Annotated in this window: 15 protein-coding genes; 7 read left to right on the top strand and 8 right to left on the bottom strand. The window is 35.0% G+C overall.

From position 1 onward, the window contains the following. Nucleotides 1-132: 132 nt before the first annotated feature. Nucleotides 133-1,362, top strand: a complete 1,230-nt coding sequence (locus AC000W_RS08285) for a hypothetical protein (RefSeq protein WP_474747490.1) — start codon at nt 133-135, stop codon at nt 1,360-1,362. Next, a complete protein-coding gene (locus tag AC000W_RS08280; RefSeq protein WP_474747489.1) occupies nt 1,352-2,230 on the top strand; it encodes a DNA adenine methylase in 879 nt (292 codons plus the stop codon). The genes AC000W_RS08285 and AC000W_RS08280 overlap by 11 nt, the downstream gene beginning before the upstream one ends. 73 nt (nt 2,231-2,303) lie before the next feature. Here the strand turns inward: AC000W_RS08280 and AC000W_RS08275 are convergent, their stop codons facing one another. The 4 genes from AC000W_RS08275 to AC000W_RS08260 form a co-directional block, all read right to left on the bottom strand. Next, on the bottom strand, nt 2,304-3,995 hold the full coding sequence (locus tag AC000W_RS08275) for a sodium:solute symporter family protein (RefSeq protein ID WP_474747487.1): 1,692 nt from the start codon (nt 3,993-3,995) through the stop codon (nt 2,304-2,306). Nucleotides 3,996-3,999: 4 nt separating this feature from the next. Further along, a complete protein-coding gene (locus AC000W_RS08270) occupies nt 4,000-4,254 on the bottom strand; it encodes a DUF4212 domain-containing protein (protein ID WP_474747486.1) in 255 nt (84 codons plus the stop codon). A gap of 63 nt (nt 4,255-4,317) precedes the next feature. Next, entirely contained in the window at nt 4,318-5,268 is a 951-nt protein-coding gene (locus tag AC000W_RS08265) for a phosphoribosylaminoimidazolesuccinocarboxamide synthase (RefSeq protein ID WP_474747485.1), read from the bottom strand. 9 nt (nt 5,269-5,277) lie between these two features. After that, nucleotides 5,278-6,231, bottom strand: a complete 954-nt coding sequence (locus AC000W_RS08260; protein WP_167960887.1) for a PhoH family protein — start codon at nt 6,229-6,231, stop codon at nt 5,278-5,280. A 129-nt stretch (nt 6,232-6,360) separates the two neighbouring features. Between AC000W_RS08260 and AC000W_RS08255 the strand changes: the two genes are divergently transcribed. The 4 genes from AC000W_RS08255 (at nt 6,361) to dnaN (ending at nt 10,866) form a co-directional block, all read left to right on the top strand. After that, nucleotides 6,361-7,191 (top strand): SAM hydrolase/SAM-dependent halogenase family protein, encoded by an 831-nt coding sequence (locus AC000W_RS08255; protein ID WP_474747483.1) that lies wholly within the window; start codon nt 6,361-6,363, stop codon nt 7,189-7,191. 27 nt (nt 7,192-7,218) lie between these two features. After that, nucleotides 7,219-7,950 (top strand): gliding motility-associated ABC transporter permease subunit GldF, encoded by a 732-nt coding sequence (gene gldF, locus AC000W_RS08250; RefSeq protein WP_474747482.1) that lies wholly within the window; start codon nt 7,219-7,221, stop codon nt 7,948-7,950. Continuing rightward, nucleotides 7,950-9,614, top strand: a complete 1,665-nt coding sequence (gldG, locus tag AC000W_RS08245; RefSeq protein WP_474747480.1) for a gliding motility-associated ABC transporter substrate-binding protein GldG — start codon at nt 7,950-7,952, stop codon at nt 9,612-9,614. Before gldF ends, gldG begins: the two co-directional genes overlap by 1 nt. 133 nt (nt 9,615-9,747) lie before the next feature. Further along, complete coding sequence (gene dnaN / locus AC000W_RS08240; protein ID WP_474747479.1) at nt 9,748-10,866, top strand: DNA polymerase III subunit beta; 1,119 nt, start codon at nt 9,748-9,750, stop codon at nt 10,864-10,866. 65 nt (nt 10,867-10,931) lie between these two features. Here the strand turns inward: dnaN and AC000W_RS08235 are convergent, their stop codons facing one another. Together AC000W_RS08235 and AC000W_RS08230 are read right to left on the bottom strand one after the other, a co-directional pair. Then, nucleotides 10,932-11,291, bottom strand: a complete 360-nt coding sequence (locus tag AC000W_RS08235) for a DUF4870 domain-containing protein (protein WP_474747477.1) — start codon at nt 11,289-11,291, stop codon at nt 10,932-10,934. 84 nt (nt 11,292-11,375) lie between these two features. After that, the gene (locus tag AC000W_RS08230) at nt 11,376-11,804 is read right to left on the bottom strand and encodes a hypothetical protein (RefSeq protein WP_474747476.1); all 429 of its coding nucleotides are present in this window, start codon (nt 11,802-11,804) and stop codon (nt 11,376-11,378) included. A gap of 90 nt (nt 11,805-11,894) precedes the next feature. Here AC000W_RS08230 and mnmE point away from each other — a divergent pair, with 90 nt between their 5' ends. Next, on the top strand, nt 11,895-13,280 hold the full coding sequence (gene mnmE, locus AC000W_RS08225) for a tRNA uridine-5-carboxymethylaminomethyl(34) synthesis GTPase MnmE (RefSeq protein WP_474747475.1): 1,386 nt from the start codon (nt 11,895-11,897) through the stop codon (nt 13,278-13,280). 4 nt (nt 13,281-13,284) lie between these two features. On the opposite strand, the gene AC000W_RS08220 is transcribed toward mnmE, so the two are convergent. Both AC000W_RS08220 and AC000W_RS08215 read right to left on the bottom strand, forming a co-directional pair. After that, a complete protein-coding gene (locus AC000W_RS08220) occupies nt 13,285-15,036 on the bottom strand; it encodes a hypothetical protein (RefSeq protein WP_474747473.1) in 1,752 nt (583 codons plus the stop codon). Then, nucleotides 15,033-17,216: a tryptophan-rich sensory protein gene (locus AC000W_RS08215; protein WP_474747472.1), complete on the bottom strand. Its 2,184-nt coding sequence runs from the start codon at nt 17,214-17,216 to the stop codon at nt 15,033-15,035. Before AC000W_RS08215 ends, AC000W_RS08220 begins: the two co-directional genes overlap by 4 nt. Nucleotides 17,217-17,220 lie beyond the last annotated feature (4 nt).

Raw genomic sequence — 17,220 nt, 5'->3', positions numbered from 1 at the left:
TCAAAAAAAAGAAAATGGCAAATGCGTATATTGGTTTTTAATAAAGTAACTTGTTTGTAATGTAACAATACCTCCTCATCCCATTGTTCAAGATTTACCTATTTTTGAAAAACCAATAAAGCCAATCAAAATATGAGTCAAGAAATTAGGGAAATAGATATAGAAGATTTAGTCTTATGGACTGAAAATCCAAGAGATCCAATAGATAAGAATGCTACTGATCAGGATGTAGTAAATAATGCATTAAGTGACAAACTTTCAAAGTGGACACTTTCGAAGTTGGCCAAAGAAATGAGAGGTTATTATGATTTAAGTGAATTACCAACAGTAGTTTATCATGATGACAAGCCCGTAGTTTATGATGGGAATAGACGAATGATTTTGGCAAAAATAAAATTTGATTGTGTCACCGTTGATGGTTCAGACAAAATTAATATTCCTGATTTTCCAAAAAAGATTCCATGTAATGTTTGCTCTGAAGCAATTGCTATTCAAAATGTGTTCAGAAAACATGGTGATTCTGGTTCTTGGTCACCTCTTGATAGAGATATATTTGTTCATAAATTTCTAAAAGAGCCGAAAAGTATATTTCTCAAACTAGAGGAACATAGTGGGTTGATAAGTAAAAATACATACTTAAATCAAGGGTTTGTTAAGAAAGAAATTTTTAACTCGGAAAAACTAAGCGAGCTGGGTTTCAACTTGGAAGGAGATGATTTACTTAGCAAGCATAGTAAAAAAGATTCTGAAACAATTTTAAAAGATATCACAACTAAAATTGCCCTAAAGCAAATAACAACAAGGAAAAATAGGGGTAAAGTGATAAATGTCCTAGATAAGGAAAGTCGGAAAATAATTGATGATAACAAAAACAAGAAAGCAAAAAATGTAACACTTGTTTTTAAACCAGAACCACCAAACGAATCAAAAAGGCAAACACGTAGGTCAAAAAAGAAAAATCCAGAATTATTTAACGGTGTTCTTTATCTTAAAGCTAGTAAAGTCAGTGATTTATACAGAGACATTGTTGACCTTTATGCATATTATTTAGACAAAAAAACTGTTTTAAGTTCATATTTTCCAAGCCTTATCAGAATGTCTTTAAGATTACTTTCCGAAGCTGCCTCACAAGAAAGTAATTTAAAACTTGAAGGTTATATTAAGGAACATTTTGCAAGTGCAAAAAAAACATTGGATAATGATGCAAAAACAACTCTAGCAAGTCAGAATGTGTATGACAATACGCTTGTACAATTGCTGCACATTGGAGCCCATAATTATCAGGCTGCAAATAACATAGATCAAACCATTGCAATTTCTATAATTCTAGGAGCAATACTTCAAATATCACATGGAAAATAATTTAAAAGAAAGCCGGTTTCATTCCCCCCTGCGTTATCCAGGTGGTAAAGCACGAATCTTTTCGTTTGTATCCAATTTGATTTATGAAAATAATTTAGTTGGTTGTAGTTATGCAGAACCTTATGCTGGAGGAGCTGGGTTAGCACTAAGACTACTTTTTGAAGAATATGTAAATCAAATTTACATTAATGATTATGACAAATCAATATATTCCTTTTGGAAATGTGTTCTTGAAGACAATGTTCGCATATGTGATTGGATCTCTGATGTCAACATTTCCGTAGATAATTGGCAATATTATAAGGAAATTCAACGAAATTCTGATAATGTTGATGAACTGGAGTTAGCCAAATCAACTTTCTTCTTAAATAGAACAAACGTTTCTGGAGTTATTAAAGGAGGTATGATTGGAGGGGTTAGTCAAAAAGGAAAGTATAAAATTGATGCACGTTTTAACAAAGAAGATTTAATTAAACGGATACAGCGTATTTCAAAATTCAAAAATCGAATTTTAATTTCAAATTTAGACGGCCTGGCTTTTATAAATAAAATGAACAGACGTAAGGAAGAGGTTTTTATTTATTTAGACCCCCCTTATTATCAAAAAGGTTCGGAATTGTATATGAATTTTTATGCTAAAAAAGATCACGAAAAACTTTCGAAAAAAGTAAAAAAAACAAATGGAAAATGGATGGTTTCATATGACAATCACGAATTCATACTAAATCTATACGCTGAGAAAAAGAAGATAATGTACCAGCTTTCCCAATCCACTTCAAATCGAATTGGGGATGAAATTTTAATATTTTCAGACGGTTTAAATTTTAACAAATCAATTACAGAATTAAAATCCCCTCTATTGATTTAATTAAAAAAATAGTACACACAATAATCCATTATAAATAAAAATATATTGATTATATTCTCGAAATAAATCAACCTTAATGCTCCACCGCGTCACCTGCCCCACTTGGTATTCTAATGGTTTCTACTAATTCTTGTACGTCCTCAGGTGGTTCTGGTGTAAATTTGGAAATAACCATGGATACCGCAAAATTAAGTATCATGGCAACCGTACCAAACCCCTCTGGAGAGATGCCAAACCACCAATCTTCTTTGGTGCCACCTCCAAACATGTCAAACTTAAATTTTAGCATATAGAACAGCATAGCCAGTATCCCAACAACCATCCCTGCAATGGCGCCTTCCATATTCATCTTTTTATTAAAAATGCCCATGATAATCGCAGGAAAAAATGAGGCCGCAGCCAAACCAAACGCCAGCGCTACTGTAGCAGCAACAAAATCGGGTGGGTTAATCCCAAAATAACCAGCAACGCAAACAGCTACTACAGCAGATAAACGAGCTGCAATCAATTCGCCTTTGTCGGAAATATCAGGTTTTATTTGTTTTTTAATCAAGTCATGAGAAATAGAGGTCGATATCACCAACAACAAACCCGCTGCTGTAGACAAAGCTGCCGCCAAACCGCCTGCGGCTACTAGAGCAATTACCCAATTGGGCAAGTTGGCAATTTCAGGATTTGCCAATACCATAATGTCAGCATCAATCGTAAGTTCATTTACATTCTTATCTCCAACATACTGAATAACCCCATCACCGTTTTTATCATTAAATTTTATGAGTCCTGTTTTCTCCCATTTAGAGAACCAAGCAGGCATGTCTTCATACTTTTTATTACTTACCGTTTCAATTAAGTTAGTCCTTGCAAAAACAGCTATCGCTGGTGCTGTAGTATATAAAATGGCAATAAACAACAATGCATAACCAGCTGATTTACGGGCATCGCGCACTTTTGGAACCGTAAAAAACCGAACTATCACATGGGGAAGTCCAGCTGTACCTACCATCAATGCAGCAGTGATAAAGAAAATATCTATCATGGATTTAGAACCATTGGTATACTCCGCAAAGCCCAAATCGGTGGACAGTCCGTCCAATTTATCCAGTAAAGAAACACTTTCTCCGACAACAGTGCCACCCATACCAATTTGTGGAATAGCATTCCCAGTCATTTGAATGGAAATAAAAATTGCGGGTACCATAAAGGCAAATATCAACACGCAATATTGTGCCACTTGGGTATATGTAATTCCCTTCATACCACCTAGAACGGCATAAAACAAAACGATTATCATTCCAATAAACACCCCTGTATTAATATCTACTTCCAAAAACCTTGAAAACACTAAACCAACACCTCTCATTTGTCCGGCAACATATGTAAACGATACCAGTAAAGCACAAATAACAGCAATGGTCCGCGCCACATTGGAATAATACCTATCCCCAATAAAATCGGGTACCGTGAACTTTCCAAACTTTCGTAAATAGGGAGCCAACAACAAAGCGAGTAGCACATAACCGCCTGTCCAACCCATAAGATATACGGAGCCATCATAGCCATTAAAAGAAATAAGCCCCGCCATTCCTAAAAAGGAAGCTGCGGACATCCAATCTGCTGCAGTAGCCAAACCGTTAGCTAATGGAGAAACTCCACCGCCAGCTACATAAAACTCTTTGGTAGACCCTGCTCTGGCCCAAATAGCAATTCCAATATAGAGCCCAAAAGTGAGCAAAACAATAATATATGTCCAAGTTTGTACGTCCATTCCTTTATTCGTTTACACCGTATTTTTTATCCAACTTATTCATTAACCTAACATAGATAAATATCAGTATTACAAATACATAGATAGAACCTTGTTGAGCAAACCAGAAGCCTAGTTTAAATCCGCCTAATTTAATTGTGTTGAGTTGGTCAACGAGAAGAATTCCGAATCCGTAGGAAACCAAAAACCAAATACTTAAAAGAATGGCAAGGTACCTAAGGTTTTCCTTCCAATACTTTTTTCTTTTTTCAATATCCATGAAAGCTTAGAGTTGGTTGATTAAGCCGTTAAGATAAGTAAAAGTCTTTGGGAAATACAAATTTTATTCCTTCAAGTAACTGAGCACATTTTGCTCTATTCTTTTTTGAATATTAGAAATATCAGCCTTTACAAAGGTTTCACCCGTTATGTTTTCATACAGTTCAATATATCGTTCTGAAACTGTTTCTATGTACTCATCAGACATTTCTGGAACCGTTTGCCCCTCTAAACCTTGAAAATTATTAGAAATCAACCATTGGCGAACAAATTCTTTGGAAAGTTGTTTTTGAGGTTCTCCTTTTTCTTGACGTTCTTTATATCCCTCTTTATAAAAGTAACGTGATGAATCTGGCGTATGGATTTCATCAATCAGAACAATTTTACCTTCCTTGGTCTTCCCAAACTCATATTTGGTATCCACCAAAATAAGGCCTCGTTCGTCTGCAATTTCAGTCCCTCTTTGAAACAACGCTTTTGTATACTTTTCCAAAACAATATAATCTTCTTCTGAAACGATGCCACGTTTTAAAATATCCTCACGAGAAATATCCTCATCATGATCTCCAATTTCTGCTTTGGTAGCTGGAGTAATAATGGCTTCAGGGAATTTATCATTCTCGTTCATTCCATTTGGCATAGGGACACCGCAAAGTATTCTTTTCCCAGCTTTATATTCCCGAGCAGCATGACCAGACATATAACCCCTAATCACCATTTCTATCTTAAAAGGTTCACAGGCATAACCTACGGCAACATTGGGGTCTGGAGTAGCTAGCAACCAATTGGGAACAATGGCTGCTGTATCTGCCATCATTTTTGTAGCAATCTGATTAAGAATTTGACCTTTGTATGGAATTCCTTTTGGCATCACCACATCAAAAGCTGAGAGTCTATCAGTGGCAACCATCAATAATATGTCATTCCCAAGGGTGTAAACTTCTCGGACTTTGCCCTTATAAATGTTTTTCTGTCCTGGGAAATTAAAATTGGTATCTATAATCGTATTCGCCATGAAGTACTATTAATTCTGATGTTCTATATTTTTGTACGCATCAATTACTTTTTTGACCAATTTGTGACGAATCACATCTTTATCATCCAAGTAAATAATCTCGATTCCCTCCACATTTTTAAGAATCAACAAGGCTTCTTTTAAACCAGATATAACCCTTCTTGGCAAATCTATCTGTCCAGGATCGCCCGTGATCAGGAATTTGGCATTTTTTCCCATACGGGTCAGAAACATTTTCATTTGGGCATGGGTAGTGTTTTGTGCCTCATCTAAAATTACAAAGGCATTGTCCAGCGTACGACCACGCATAAAAGCCATAGGTGCAATTTGTATGGTACCATTCTCAATAAAATGAGTCAACTTTTCAGAGGGAATCATATCACGCAATGCATCATACAACGGTTGCATATACGGGTCTAGTTTCTCTTTTAAATCTCCTGGTAAAAATCCAAGATTCTCCCCTGCTTCCACCGCAGGTCTTGTTAATATAATTCGTTTTACTTCTTTGTTTTTTAATGCTTTAACTGCCAAAGCCACACCTGTGTAAGTTTTCCCCGTTCCAGCTGGACCAATGGCAAAAACCATATCCTTAACCTTTGCCGCATCAACCATTTTTCTTTGATTGACCGTTTGGGCTTTTATCAATTTTCCATTAACCCCATGCACCAAAACCTCGCCACTACTTTTTGAAGAAGCATAATCCTCTTCCCCATTACTTGTTAGCACACGCTCTATTACATTTTCATCCAACTTATTATATTTGGCAAAGTGAGAGGTAAGCATATCAAAACGCTTATCAAACTCTTCTAAAAGTTCTTCATCTCCATATACTTTTATCTTGCTGCCACGGGCAACGATTTTAAGTTTGGGGAAGTATTTTTTTAATAAATCTATGTTCTCGTTCTGGTTCCCAAAAAACTCTCTTGGGCTAATTTCGGTAAGTTCTATTATAAGTTCGTTCAAAGAATGGGGTGTTTAAATATTTTGGTTTTACGAATATATTTCGGTTGCCTATTTTTTTGTGTAATTTTGTTTAACAAACTTAAGTAAAAATCAGTTTGCTACAGTAAAAAATATATCAACAGTGCTTGCATGGCAATTATTACATTAACTACTGATTTTGGGCTCAAAGACCATTTTGTAGGCGCTATAAAAGGAACTATCTATAAAGAGTTGACAGATGTCAAAATTGTTGATATCTCGCACTCCATAAGTCCTTTTAATATCCAAGAGTGTGCCTATCTTCTTAAAAATTCCTATAAAGCGTTCCCAGAAGGCACGGTGCACATTGTTGGTGTGGATTCTGAACCTTCTCCAGAAAATCAGCATATTGCCGTTTTGGTAGATGGTCATTATTTTATTGTTGCTAATAATGGAGTCATAGGATTGATAACCTCTGAGATAAAACCAGATAAAGTAATGGAAATCAACATTCCCAATCCTTTGCACGGCTCTTTCCCCGTATTGGATGTATTTGTACAAGTGGCTTGTCATATTGTTCGTGGCGGTACTTTGGAAGTAGTAGGTAAACCTTTTACCCAATTAAAAGATTTAAAAGAATTTGCTCCGAGAGTTTCTGATAATGGTAAAACAATTACGGGAAGCGTTGTCTATATTGATAATTATGGTAATGTAGTGACGAATATTCAAAAGAGTTTATTTGAAGCCTATCGAAATGGAAGAAAATTTGAACTGAACGCTCGAAACAAAAAAATAGGTGAAATCTATCATAAGTACAGCGACATTATAAATTTTGACTTAGAAAAAAGTCAGCGTAAAGGTCCCGGGGATTTATTAGCGCTTTTTAATTCGTCCGATTATATAGAACTTGCCATTTATAAAAGCGATTTAAACACGGTTGGTGGAGCCTCTACCCTTTTGGGGCTTGATTATAGGGATACCATTACCATCAATTTTTTATAAAAAATTAATTTTGAATAAATAAGAAAAATGCTTGCCATATATAAACGAGAAATACAATCTTTCTTCACCTCATCCATTGGGTATCTTATTATTGCCCTGTTTTTGGGGTTATGCGGGTTGTTCCTATGGGTTTTTAAAGGTCCTTTTAATCTTTTTGAATATGGGTTTGCTGACCTCAGCAAGTTTTTTCTATTAGTACCATGGGTATTTCTTTTTTTAATTCCGGCAATTACAATGAAAAGCTTTTCTGAAGAGAAAAAACAAGGTACCTTGGAATTGTTGTTTATAAAACCTCTAAGTCTATGGCAGACCGTTCTCGGTAAGTTTTTTGGTTCGGTCACTTTAACAGTTCTAGCAGTAATTCCAACTATTCTATATGTGTACAGTATATCTCAATTGGGTACCACAATTGGTAATTTGGATATGGGTGTGGTTATTGGCTCTTATTTTGGACTCCTATTTCTAATTACTAGCTATACAGCCATGGGGCTTTTTGCATCTACCTTATCAGAAAATCAAATTGTAGCTTTTATTATTGGGGTATTGCTCTGCTTTGTATTTTATTATGGGTTTGAAGGAGTCTCTACCTTATTTCAAAATGACACTAACTGGCTTACCATCCAGAAAATGGGTATGAAGTTCCATTTTGATAGTATTGCACAAGGTGTTTTAGACACAAGGGATTTAATCTATTTTATTGGCCTGACACTATTTTTTCTTTATCTGACTGTTGTTCAACTTAAAAACCACAATCGATAATGAAAAAGAACCTAGTATCATTTCTAAAGGCTTTGGTAATTCTTGTGGTCATTAATATTCTGGCAGGATTTGTCTATACACGTTTTGATTTAACCGAGGACAAACGCTACACCTTAACCGAGCCAGCAATTCATACTATTGAGGATTTTAATTCCCCTGTAATTATTGATATTCTTCTGGATGGGAACCTACCCCCAGAATTTGCCAAACTTAAATTAGAGACCAAAAACATTTTAGAAGAATTTACCGCTAAAAACAACAATATAAAATTCAGCTTTGTAAACCCATTGGAGGATACGTCCCAAACGGAAGCAACAATAGCAGAGCTGCAAGGTCTTGGATTAACGCCTGCCAATATAACGGTAGAAGATAATGGTAAAGTATCGCAAGAAATTCTGTTCCCTTGGGCCATGGTCACTTACAACAATACCACGGTAAAAGTTCCCTTGCTAAAAAATAAGCTGGGAGCCTCTTCCGAAGAACGCGTAAATAACTCCGTACAGAACTTGGAATATGCCTTTGCCGATGCTTTTACCAAAGTCAATATAAAAGAGAAAAAACAGGTAGCAGTTATAAAGGGTAATGGTGAATTGGATGATATTTATGTGGCCGATTACCTAACCACTATAAGGGATTATTATAACATTGGAGCCATTACCTTGGACTCAGTTGAAAGTAACCCCCAAGAGGTGCTAGAACAACTCAAGGTATTTGATTTGGCCATTATTGCAAAGCCTACGGAGACTTTTACAGATGCAGAAAAATATGTGTTGGACCAGTATATTGTAAATGGTGGTAAGTCCATGTGGCTTATAGATCAAGTTGATATAGAACTGGATAGTCTTTTTAACGAGAAAGGTAGTGCAATGGCTTTTCAGAGAGATTTAAATCTAACTGATTTCTTTTTTAAATATGGCATACGCATCAACCCAGTTTTGGTGAGCGATATGTATTTTACTCAAATTGTGCTGGCCACTGGCGATGAAAACAATTCGCAGTACAATCCCGTTCCATGGTTGTACAACCCAATGGTCTTTTCAAGGAACAACCACCCTATAAACAACAATCTAGAAGCACTAAGATTCCAATTTACAAGCGTAATTGACACCTTGCCAAACGCAAATAAAAAGACAGTTTTATACTGGAGTTCTCCTTTATCAAAAACCGAAGGAGTTCCAAAGGAAATAAACCTAAATAGTATTAATTCCCAACCTAACAAAGAAACCTATAACAATGGCAATAAACCTTTGGCCGTATTGATTGAAGGTGAGTTTAAATCGGCTTTTGAAAATAGAATAAAACCTTTTAAATTAAACGGTGCTTTGGAAAAAGGAAAGGCAAACAAGATGTTGGTAGTTGCAGATGGTGACATCATTAAAAACCAAACAAGAAATGGCAGACCGTTGGATTTAGGGTATGATAAATGGACCAATAACTTTTATGGCAACAAGGAGTTTCTACTAAATAGCATAAATTACCTTTTGGACGATGATGGACTTATAAACATTCGCAATAGGAAAGTATCTATTCCATTATTAGATCAAGAAAAAATTGTGAATCAAAAAAGTAAGTGGCAGTTGATTAACATTGGTGTTCCAATAGCCTTGACCCTTATTTTTGGGCTTGCTTTCAATTACATAAGAAAGAAAAAATACGGAGCTTAGGTGTTAATAAGTTTGTTTCCTTAAAAAGGTCAATTAAAATATCTTTGTTTCTAGGACTTAACATTAATAATGTTGTGAAGCAGGAGAAGAAATAGGTCCTTTTCTAACTCAGATTTATATAAAATAACTACGAATGAAATTTATAGTATCTAGTACTTATCTTTTAAAGCAATTGCAAATTTTAGGTGGCGTTATAAACAATAGCAACACCTTACCTATCTTGGATAATTTTTTGTTTGATTTAAAAAAGAACAAATTAACAGTTTCAGCATCAGATTTAGAAACAACCATGAGCTCTGTTTTAGATGTAGATTCTGATAATGAGGGAACTATTGCCGTACCTGCCAGATTATTATTGGAAACCTTAAAAACATTCCCAGAACAACCGCTAACATTTGTTGTGGAGGAAAATAGTACTGTAGAAATTAGTTCTAATCATGGAAAGTATGCCTTGGCATATGCAGATGGAGCGGAATTCCCTAAAGCTGTAGAACTTTCCAACCCAAGTTCTACAATTATTATTGGAGATATATTGGCAACGGCCATTAACAAGACCATTTTTGCCGCAGGTAATGATGATTTAAGGCCTGTAATGAGTGGGGTCTTCTTTCAATTTTCTCCAGAAAATTTAACGTTTGTTGCCACTGATGCCCATAAATTGGTTAAATACCAACGTACGGATGTTACGGCCTCTCAAGTAGCAGAATTCATTATGCCCAAAAAACCTTTAAATCTATTGAAAGGAATTTTGGCTGGCAGTGAAGATAATGTTACTATTGAATACAATGAAAGCAATGCTAAATTCACCTATGGCGATACCGAATTGGTATGTAGGCTAATTGATGGAAAATACCCCAACTATGAAGCGGTAATTCCAAAAGAGAATCCAAATAAACTAAGTATTGCCAGAAACCAATTGTTAGGTTCTGTAAGAAGAGTTTCTATCTTCTCAAATAAAACAACACACCAAATTAGATTAAAAATTGCTGGTGCAGAATTGAATATTTCTGCTGAAGATGTAGATTATAGTAACAAAGCAGAAGAGCGTTTAACGTGCTCCTACCAAGGAGATGATATGCAAATAGGCTTCAACTCAAGGTTTTTGGTAGAAATGTTAGGTAATTTAACTTCTGATGAAGTTTCGCTAGAAATGAGCTTACCCAACAGGGCTGGTATTCTTACTCCAGTAGATGGATTGGATGAAGGTGAGTATGTTACAATGCTAGTAATGCCCGTTATGTTGAATAACTAATTATCATAAGACATAAAAAAAGGGCAATGTTAAAAACCATTGCCCTTTTTTTATATTCTATTTTTCTAAACAAATTTTATTGATAATGGGTAATAGGGTGATTCTCCATTACTGGCCCTAACTGCATTTACAATTGGGAAAATAAAACCAATAAGACAAACTCCCAGTAAAGTCAATAATCCCAAGCCTAGCAATAAAATTGCAGGAATACTTAGTATGGCATATAACAACATACTCAATTGAAAGTTAATAATAGACTTTCCATGTTCATCCATATTTGCGATAGAATCTTTAGATGTGGCCCAAATAACCAAAGGAACTATAAGGCCTCCAAATCCTGTTACGTAATCTATTAATTGTGTAAGGTGCGCAATTGCAATTGTTTGATTGTCAACCCGCATTGATTTTTGATTGATGATTTCCATTTTCTATTATTTTAAGGGGTTATACTTATATGTAGCTATTTTATCCAAAATGTTACACTAAATAGAAAGAATTCAATCTAAATATTATTTCTTCAAAAGCTTTTTCAACTTTTCATTTTCCTTAACTAACGTAGCTTTTGTTTTAATGATTTTACTATTCAGTTTCTCAATGGCTACAGGAGATAGTTTTCCCTTAGCTTCACCACTCACTAATTTCTCCTCTAGTTTAGCCAATTTCTTTTCATTTTTGGAAATGGACTTCCTTTTTTCAGAAATAGTATTATTCAATTTTTCTTCCTTTTTGAGCTCTTTTTCTAATTTTTCTTGTTGTTTTTTAGCTTTTTTTGCCTCTTTTTCGGCTTTTTCAACCTTTTTCTCAACTGCTTCTTTCTCTTTTGTTTCTGCAATTTCCTTTTCAACCTGTATTGAATCTATAGGTTGCTCCATTTCTTGAGCATAAGAGAAATGCAGTACACATAAAAGCATTCCTAAAATGATAGCTGATTTTTTCATAATAATATTTTTATTTATAGTTAATGGTTAGACAATATATAAAATTAACAATAATGCATATTTGCCTATTTTTGCACTTAAACCGTCTGCATGATTCTTAATGACACTATTGTGGCCTTGGCTACCCCATCTGGCGCGGGGGCAATAGCTGTAATCCGAGTTTCTGGTGAAAATGCAATCTCCATATCGGCCTCTTTGTTTAAGTCCGTTACTAATAAGAAACTAAAAGAGCAAAAAAGTCACACCATTCATTTAGGTCATATCATTGATGGAGGTAGAACAATGGACGAAGTTTTGCTGTCCATCTTTAAAAACCCAAATTCGTACACAGGTGAAAATGTAGTAGAAATTTCATGTCATGGTTCTCCATATATTCAACAAGAAATAATCCAATTGTTTATTCGTAATGGTTGCAGAACTGCAAATCCAGGGGAATTTACCTTAAGAGCCTTTTTAAACGGAAAATTAGATTTGAGCCAGGCAGAGGCCGTGGCAGATTTAATTTCCAGTGATAATGAAGCTAGCCATCAAATTGCAATACAACAAATGCGGGGAGGGTTTAGTAATGAAATTAAAAAACTACGGGAAGAACTGCTCAATTTTGCTTCTTTGATAGAATTGGAGCTCGATTTTTCTGAGGAAGATGTTGAGTTTGCAGACAGAACCCAATTCAAAAACTTACTAAAAAGGATTCAAGAAGTCCTAAAAAAATTGATTGACAGTTTTGCCGTTGGCAATGTCATAAAAAATGGGATTCCAGTAGCCATTGTAGGTGAACCCAATGTTGGTAAATCCACACTTTTAAATGCTTTATTAAACGAAGAACGAGCCATTGTAAGCGAAATAGCTGGTACCACTAGAGACACAATTGAGGATGAAATATCCATTGGAGGTATTGGCTTTAGGTTTATTGACACTGCTGGAATACGTGATACCCAAGATGTGGTGGAGAGTATTGGTATTAAAAAAACATTTGAGAAAATAGAGCAAGCGCAGGTTGTTATTTATTTGGTTGATGGTTCTGATGGTGAGAAACTGAAACATGTACAGTTTGAAATTGAAAATTTAAAAAACCAATACCCGCAAAAACCACTTATTATTATCGCCAATAAAGTAGATATGCTTTCAGACAATGAAATAGAGAGCTTAAGAAATAAGATTGAAAACATCCACATCTTATCTGCAAAAACTGGTTTGGGAGTAGATGAATTAAAGAACAAACTACTATCCTTTGTAAATACGGGGGCTTTGAGGAACAATGAAACCATTGTTACCAATTCTAGGCACTACAACTCACTTTTAAAAGCCTTAGAAGAGGTAGAAAAGGTACAGTTTGGATTGGATGAAGATGTATCTGGTGATTTATTGGCAATTGATATTCGGCAAGCGTTGTACCATTTTGGGGAAATCACTGGAGAAATATCCAATGATGATTTATTGGGAAATATTTTTGCTAATTTCTGTATTGGGAAATAACGTATTAATTTCCGTATAGCTTAGGCTCCAACCACAAATATCCCATGCTCAATAAAAACAAAAGATAGAACCATATTGGGTTTATTTCTTGTTTGACTTTTACCTTTTTTATTTCGGAAATAGGTTTGTTAAAGTGCCTTCTATTTTGATTAATGGTATTATATGCGTACAGTGAACGCCACTTAGTTGAATCCATCACAAAAAACTCAAATACTTGTGAAGTATCATTTTGCAAAACCAGTTTGTTCCACCCCATATTTCTAGGATAGGTAGTTCCTTTCCATAAACTGGTAATATCTACATCCCTAATCAAAGGAACTCTATATTTGTCATTAATCATGACTTCCGGGTTTTCAATTTCCGTTCTAACATTAAAATGAAAGGGCTGGTCTTTGTAAGCAAATATTGAATTGGTATTCCATTGAGCTGCAGAAATAGTTTTCTTACTTACATCTTCAATAATACTCTTCCACAATTGCTGATAAACTTCTTTTTGGCCCTTTAGTACCAACTCATAGGTATTCTCCAAAATTGTAGTGCCAATTCTGCCTTTTCGCATTCGTTTATATCCCGCAAGAGTTTGTTTTGAAGAGCTATAACTTGTTTGAAGAGTTATATCATCTGCAAATACAAAGGGATGTTTATTAAATTTAGTGCCTGTATCATTGGCATTTACCTCAACGCTTTCATTTCTTCTAAAGTTAAAATGCGAAGTATTTCTGGGCAAACTAAAGTAATTAAGGTCTGGTTGAACAAATAGTCCCAAACCTGTTTCCCTAATTGATGTATTAAGTGCAGCTAAAGATTTTGAAGACAGATTCTTATATGAACTTGCATCAATAATCAATAAATCAAAATCATTTAAATTATCTTCTGAAAAGGTATAAATTGGCGTTCTATCTCTATTAAAATATTCAAATTTATATCGGTTTTTAGTAATCTGGCTTCTTACCAAAACCTGATGCCCCATCTCGGCTAGATAATTTTTTAAATATTTGGTTTCAAAAGTTGGGAAATTGTTTACTATCAACACCTTTAATGTATCTCTAGCCATCACTTTTATGGGCAAAGGTTCTGTGGAGAGGGTTTCCCCTAAAGAATCTTTTTCTTCCAAAGTATAGACATATTTTCCCTTTACCGATAAATTAGCTTCTAAATGAAATCTTTGTTGGTCTTCATCATTGAGAGTTATTGAATCCAATTTAGAACCTCCTACCTCCTTTAAAATAAGTCTATTTCCTATTTTGGGTTTATTATATAGGCCATCAACCACCAATTTGGAGCCAATCCTATTTTCTTGGTTATACTTTAGTCTGGAAATTCCTTTAGACACCCCTTCACCCAAATACACCGTAGGGATTGAATCTAGCTGCCACAAGTCAAACGATTTTAGTCCTTGACCTAAAACAAATAAAGAACTTAAAGAGTCCGTGTATTTTTTTAGTGGTTTGTTTGCTTGGTACTTAATTAATTTTATGCCTTTATGGGCACTTATAAGGCTATCGAGTTTTTTGGAATTATATCCTTTGGCTGTTATAATTCCCAATTTAGTATTCATCTCCTTTAACATTGTTGGCTTTAATGCAATTGCTGCTAAAGAGATTAACGCTAAAAATGATATAAGCACTTTAATAAGGAAACGAGGTTTTCCAGATTGTGACCATTCTTTCCATAAAAAAACAACCCAGAGTAATATGGAACAGATAACTACGGGCCAAAATACATTTTGGTTTAAAAAGTTGATTCCCATAATCATTCCAACTCCTTTAATACCAGTTCGTTTATTGATCCCATGGCTGTTTTACCTTTTCCAGGATTGGGGTTTTGTCTTTTAATTGCTCCCAGCAAGCCTTGCTGTACTTTTCTAAGTATTTCTTTTGACACATCAATATCTTCCGTGAGCCATTTTAGGCGTTGTAAAGTCTTTAAATACTTTCCTGGTTCTTGTATAGCCAAACTTGCCAATTCTGTTCCTGCTTGTTCAAAAAGAATTTTATCTTGCTTGGAAATTATACGCTCATTGCCCGTTAATTCTTCCAATCTTAATATAGTTTGGCGCATAAACGAATTTTCTTCTTCTACACCTATATTTTCTCTTTTTTGAAAATTATCTATCTCATCCAAATCTCCTGTTAAACGTACTTCCTCTTTTATAGGTGGAGGGTCAAAACCAATACGGTGAACATAAATACGAGCACTGTTCTTAATTTCCTGAATCAAATTCAACGCCCTATACTGGTATGGTAAAGATTCTTTGGGTGTATACAGACGTAAATAGAGTTCCGCATCCCACATTTCGCTCATAGCTTGCTGTAGCTTACTTTTTAAAGACTGAGTAAAAAGTGTGGATTCTTCTGGGTCATCATGGTTATGAAGGAAATCACTCAATGGGTCATGAGCTTCTTCTTCATTTTCTTCTTCTTCTTCATGCTCATGGTCAACCAAATTATGCTCATTATCACCATCATGGTCATGGGTATATTCAGACAAGGGGTCTTCAGAATCATCTGTAGTTTCATCCACAGAAACTTCTTGCGTTACCTGAATACCAGAATCAGCTTCATCACCCATAAACTCACCATATTTTAAGCGAAGCGCTTTTTGGTCAAAGCCCAGTTCATTACTGGTAGAATTAAATTCTTTTTTAGTTAGCTTAGATTTATTGGCAATGAGTTTTTCTGTATCTATAATGAGTTGACGCTGGCTTCTAAAATAATCGGGCATTAAATCCACCCCCATGGTCCCTTCAACGGCATACTGATTGGACACAGTATCCTTAATAACTGCAAAATAGGTTTCCCCTCTTTCAATATTTGGGTTCGGTTGTTTTGTATCAATAGCTTCCACATAAAAGTACAGCTCATCTCCGGGTTCCATTTTTAAATCATTCAAATCAATTTTCTTGGATAACTTCAAGTTTTTAGTCCCTCTAGAAATTTTATTATCAAAATTTAGTTTCTCTTCCCGGAATTTTACAGATTCTCCTTGACCTTTACTAACCGTAGCTATAATATGAGCCTCATTAATTCCATAATCATCGGAAATCAGGGTTATAAAGGATAACTCTTTTTTGTTATCAAAAGAAAAGGTAGTAAACTGATCCAAGTCTTGGATTTCTATAACTGGGCTTTGGTCCTTTGTTGCTACCATTGCATATAAGTCTGATATATAAGACCCTCCATCAATATCTGTAAACCTAAAATTATAAAAGCCAGATTCTTTTAAAGTCGCATTCCATACATACCCATCATTCTTTAATTGCATAGGAGAACTTTTTCCTGCACTTTCCAGAGCAACATTTTTAACCTCTCCCTTAAACTTTATTTTCCATGACAACTGCGAACCTTCTAAGGCTTTTATGTCCATTTTAGAAGTTGAAGTTGAAGGAATATTTGTGTATTTAGGATAAGAGATTGTAAGTTCTTGACTTTCCAATTCTGGTGGGGTGGCTTTCAACGCCAAAGAATCCGCAGGTTGTACTATGATGGTATTTTGTTGTTCAGAGTTTATAACTGAATTATTACCAAACCAATTAAAATAATATCCCAAACATCCAATGAGCATGAGCAACAAGGTCCAAATTGAGGCTCTTTTTAAATGATTAATGGGTTGAACATGCTTTATCTTGGCTCCAAGTTCTTCTGTTACCTTATGCTGCTGTAGAAGACCCAAAACGGACAGTTGTTCTTTTGGTTTGAGCAAAAGACCTGAACTATATTCCATGGTTTTTATCCTAGTATCTAGATAATGGCAAATTCTGTCCAAACTTAATTTCCATGGTTTAAGTAAAAGTGTTATTAAGCTTACTAAGCCAAAAAACACCATCAAAGAAATTGAAAGATTAGATGTTAAAAAGAAAATTAATACAGACGGACCAATGGCATACAAGAAAATCTCCAATCCTTGTGTCAAAAGCCATCGCTTTTTAAACCTCATCAAT

It is taken from the genome of Saonia sp. (assembly GCF_056326165.1).
Note: the sequence above shows the minus strand (reverse complement) of the source record. Positions and strands in the feature narration are given on the sequence as shown.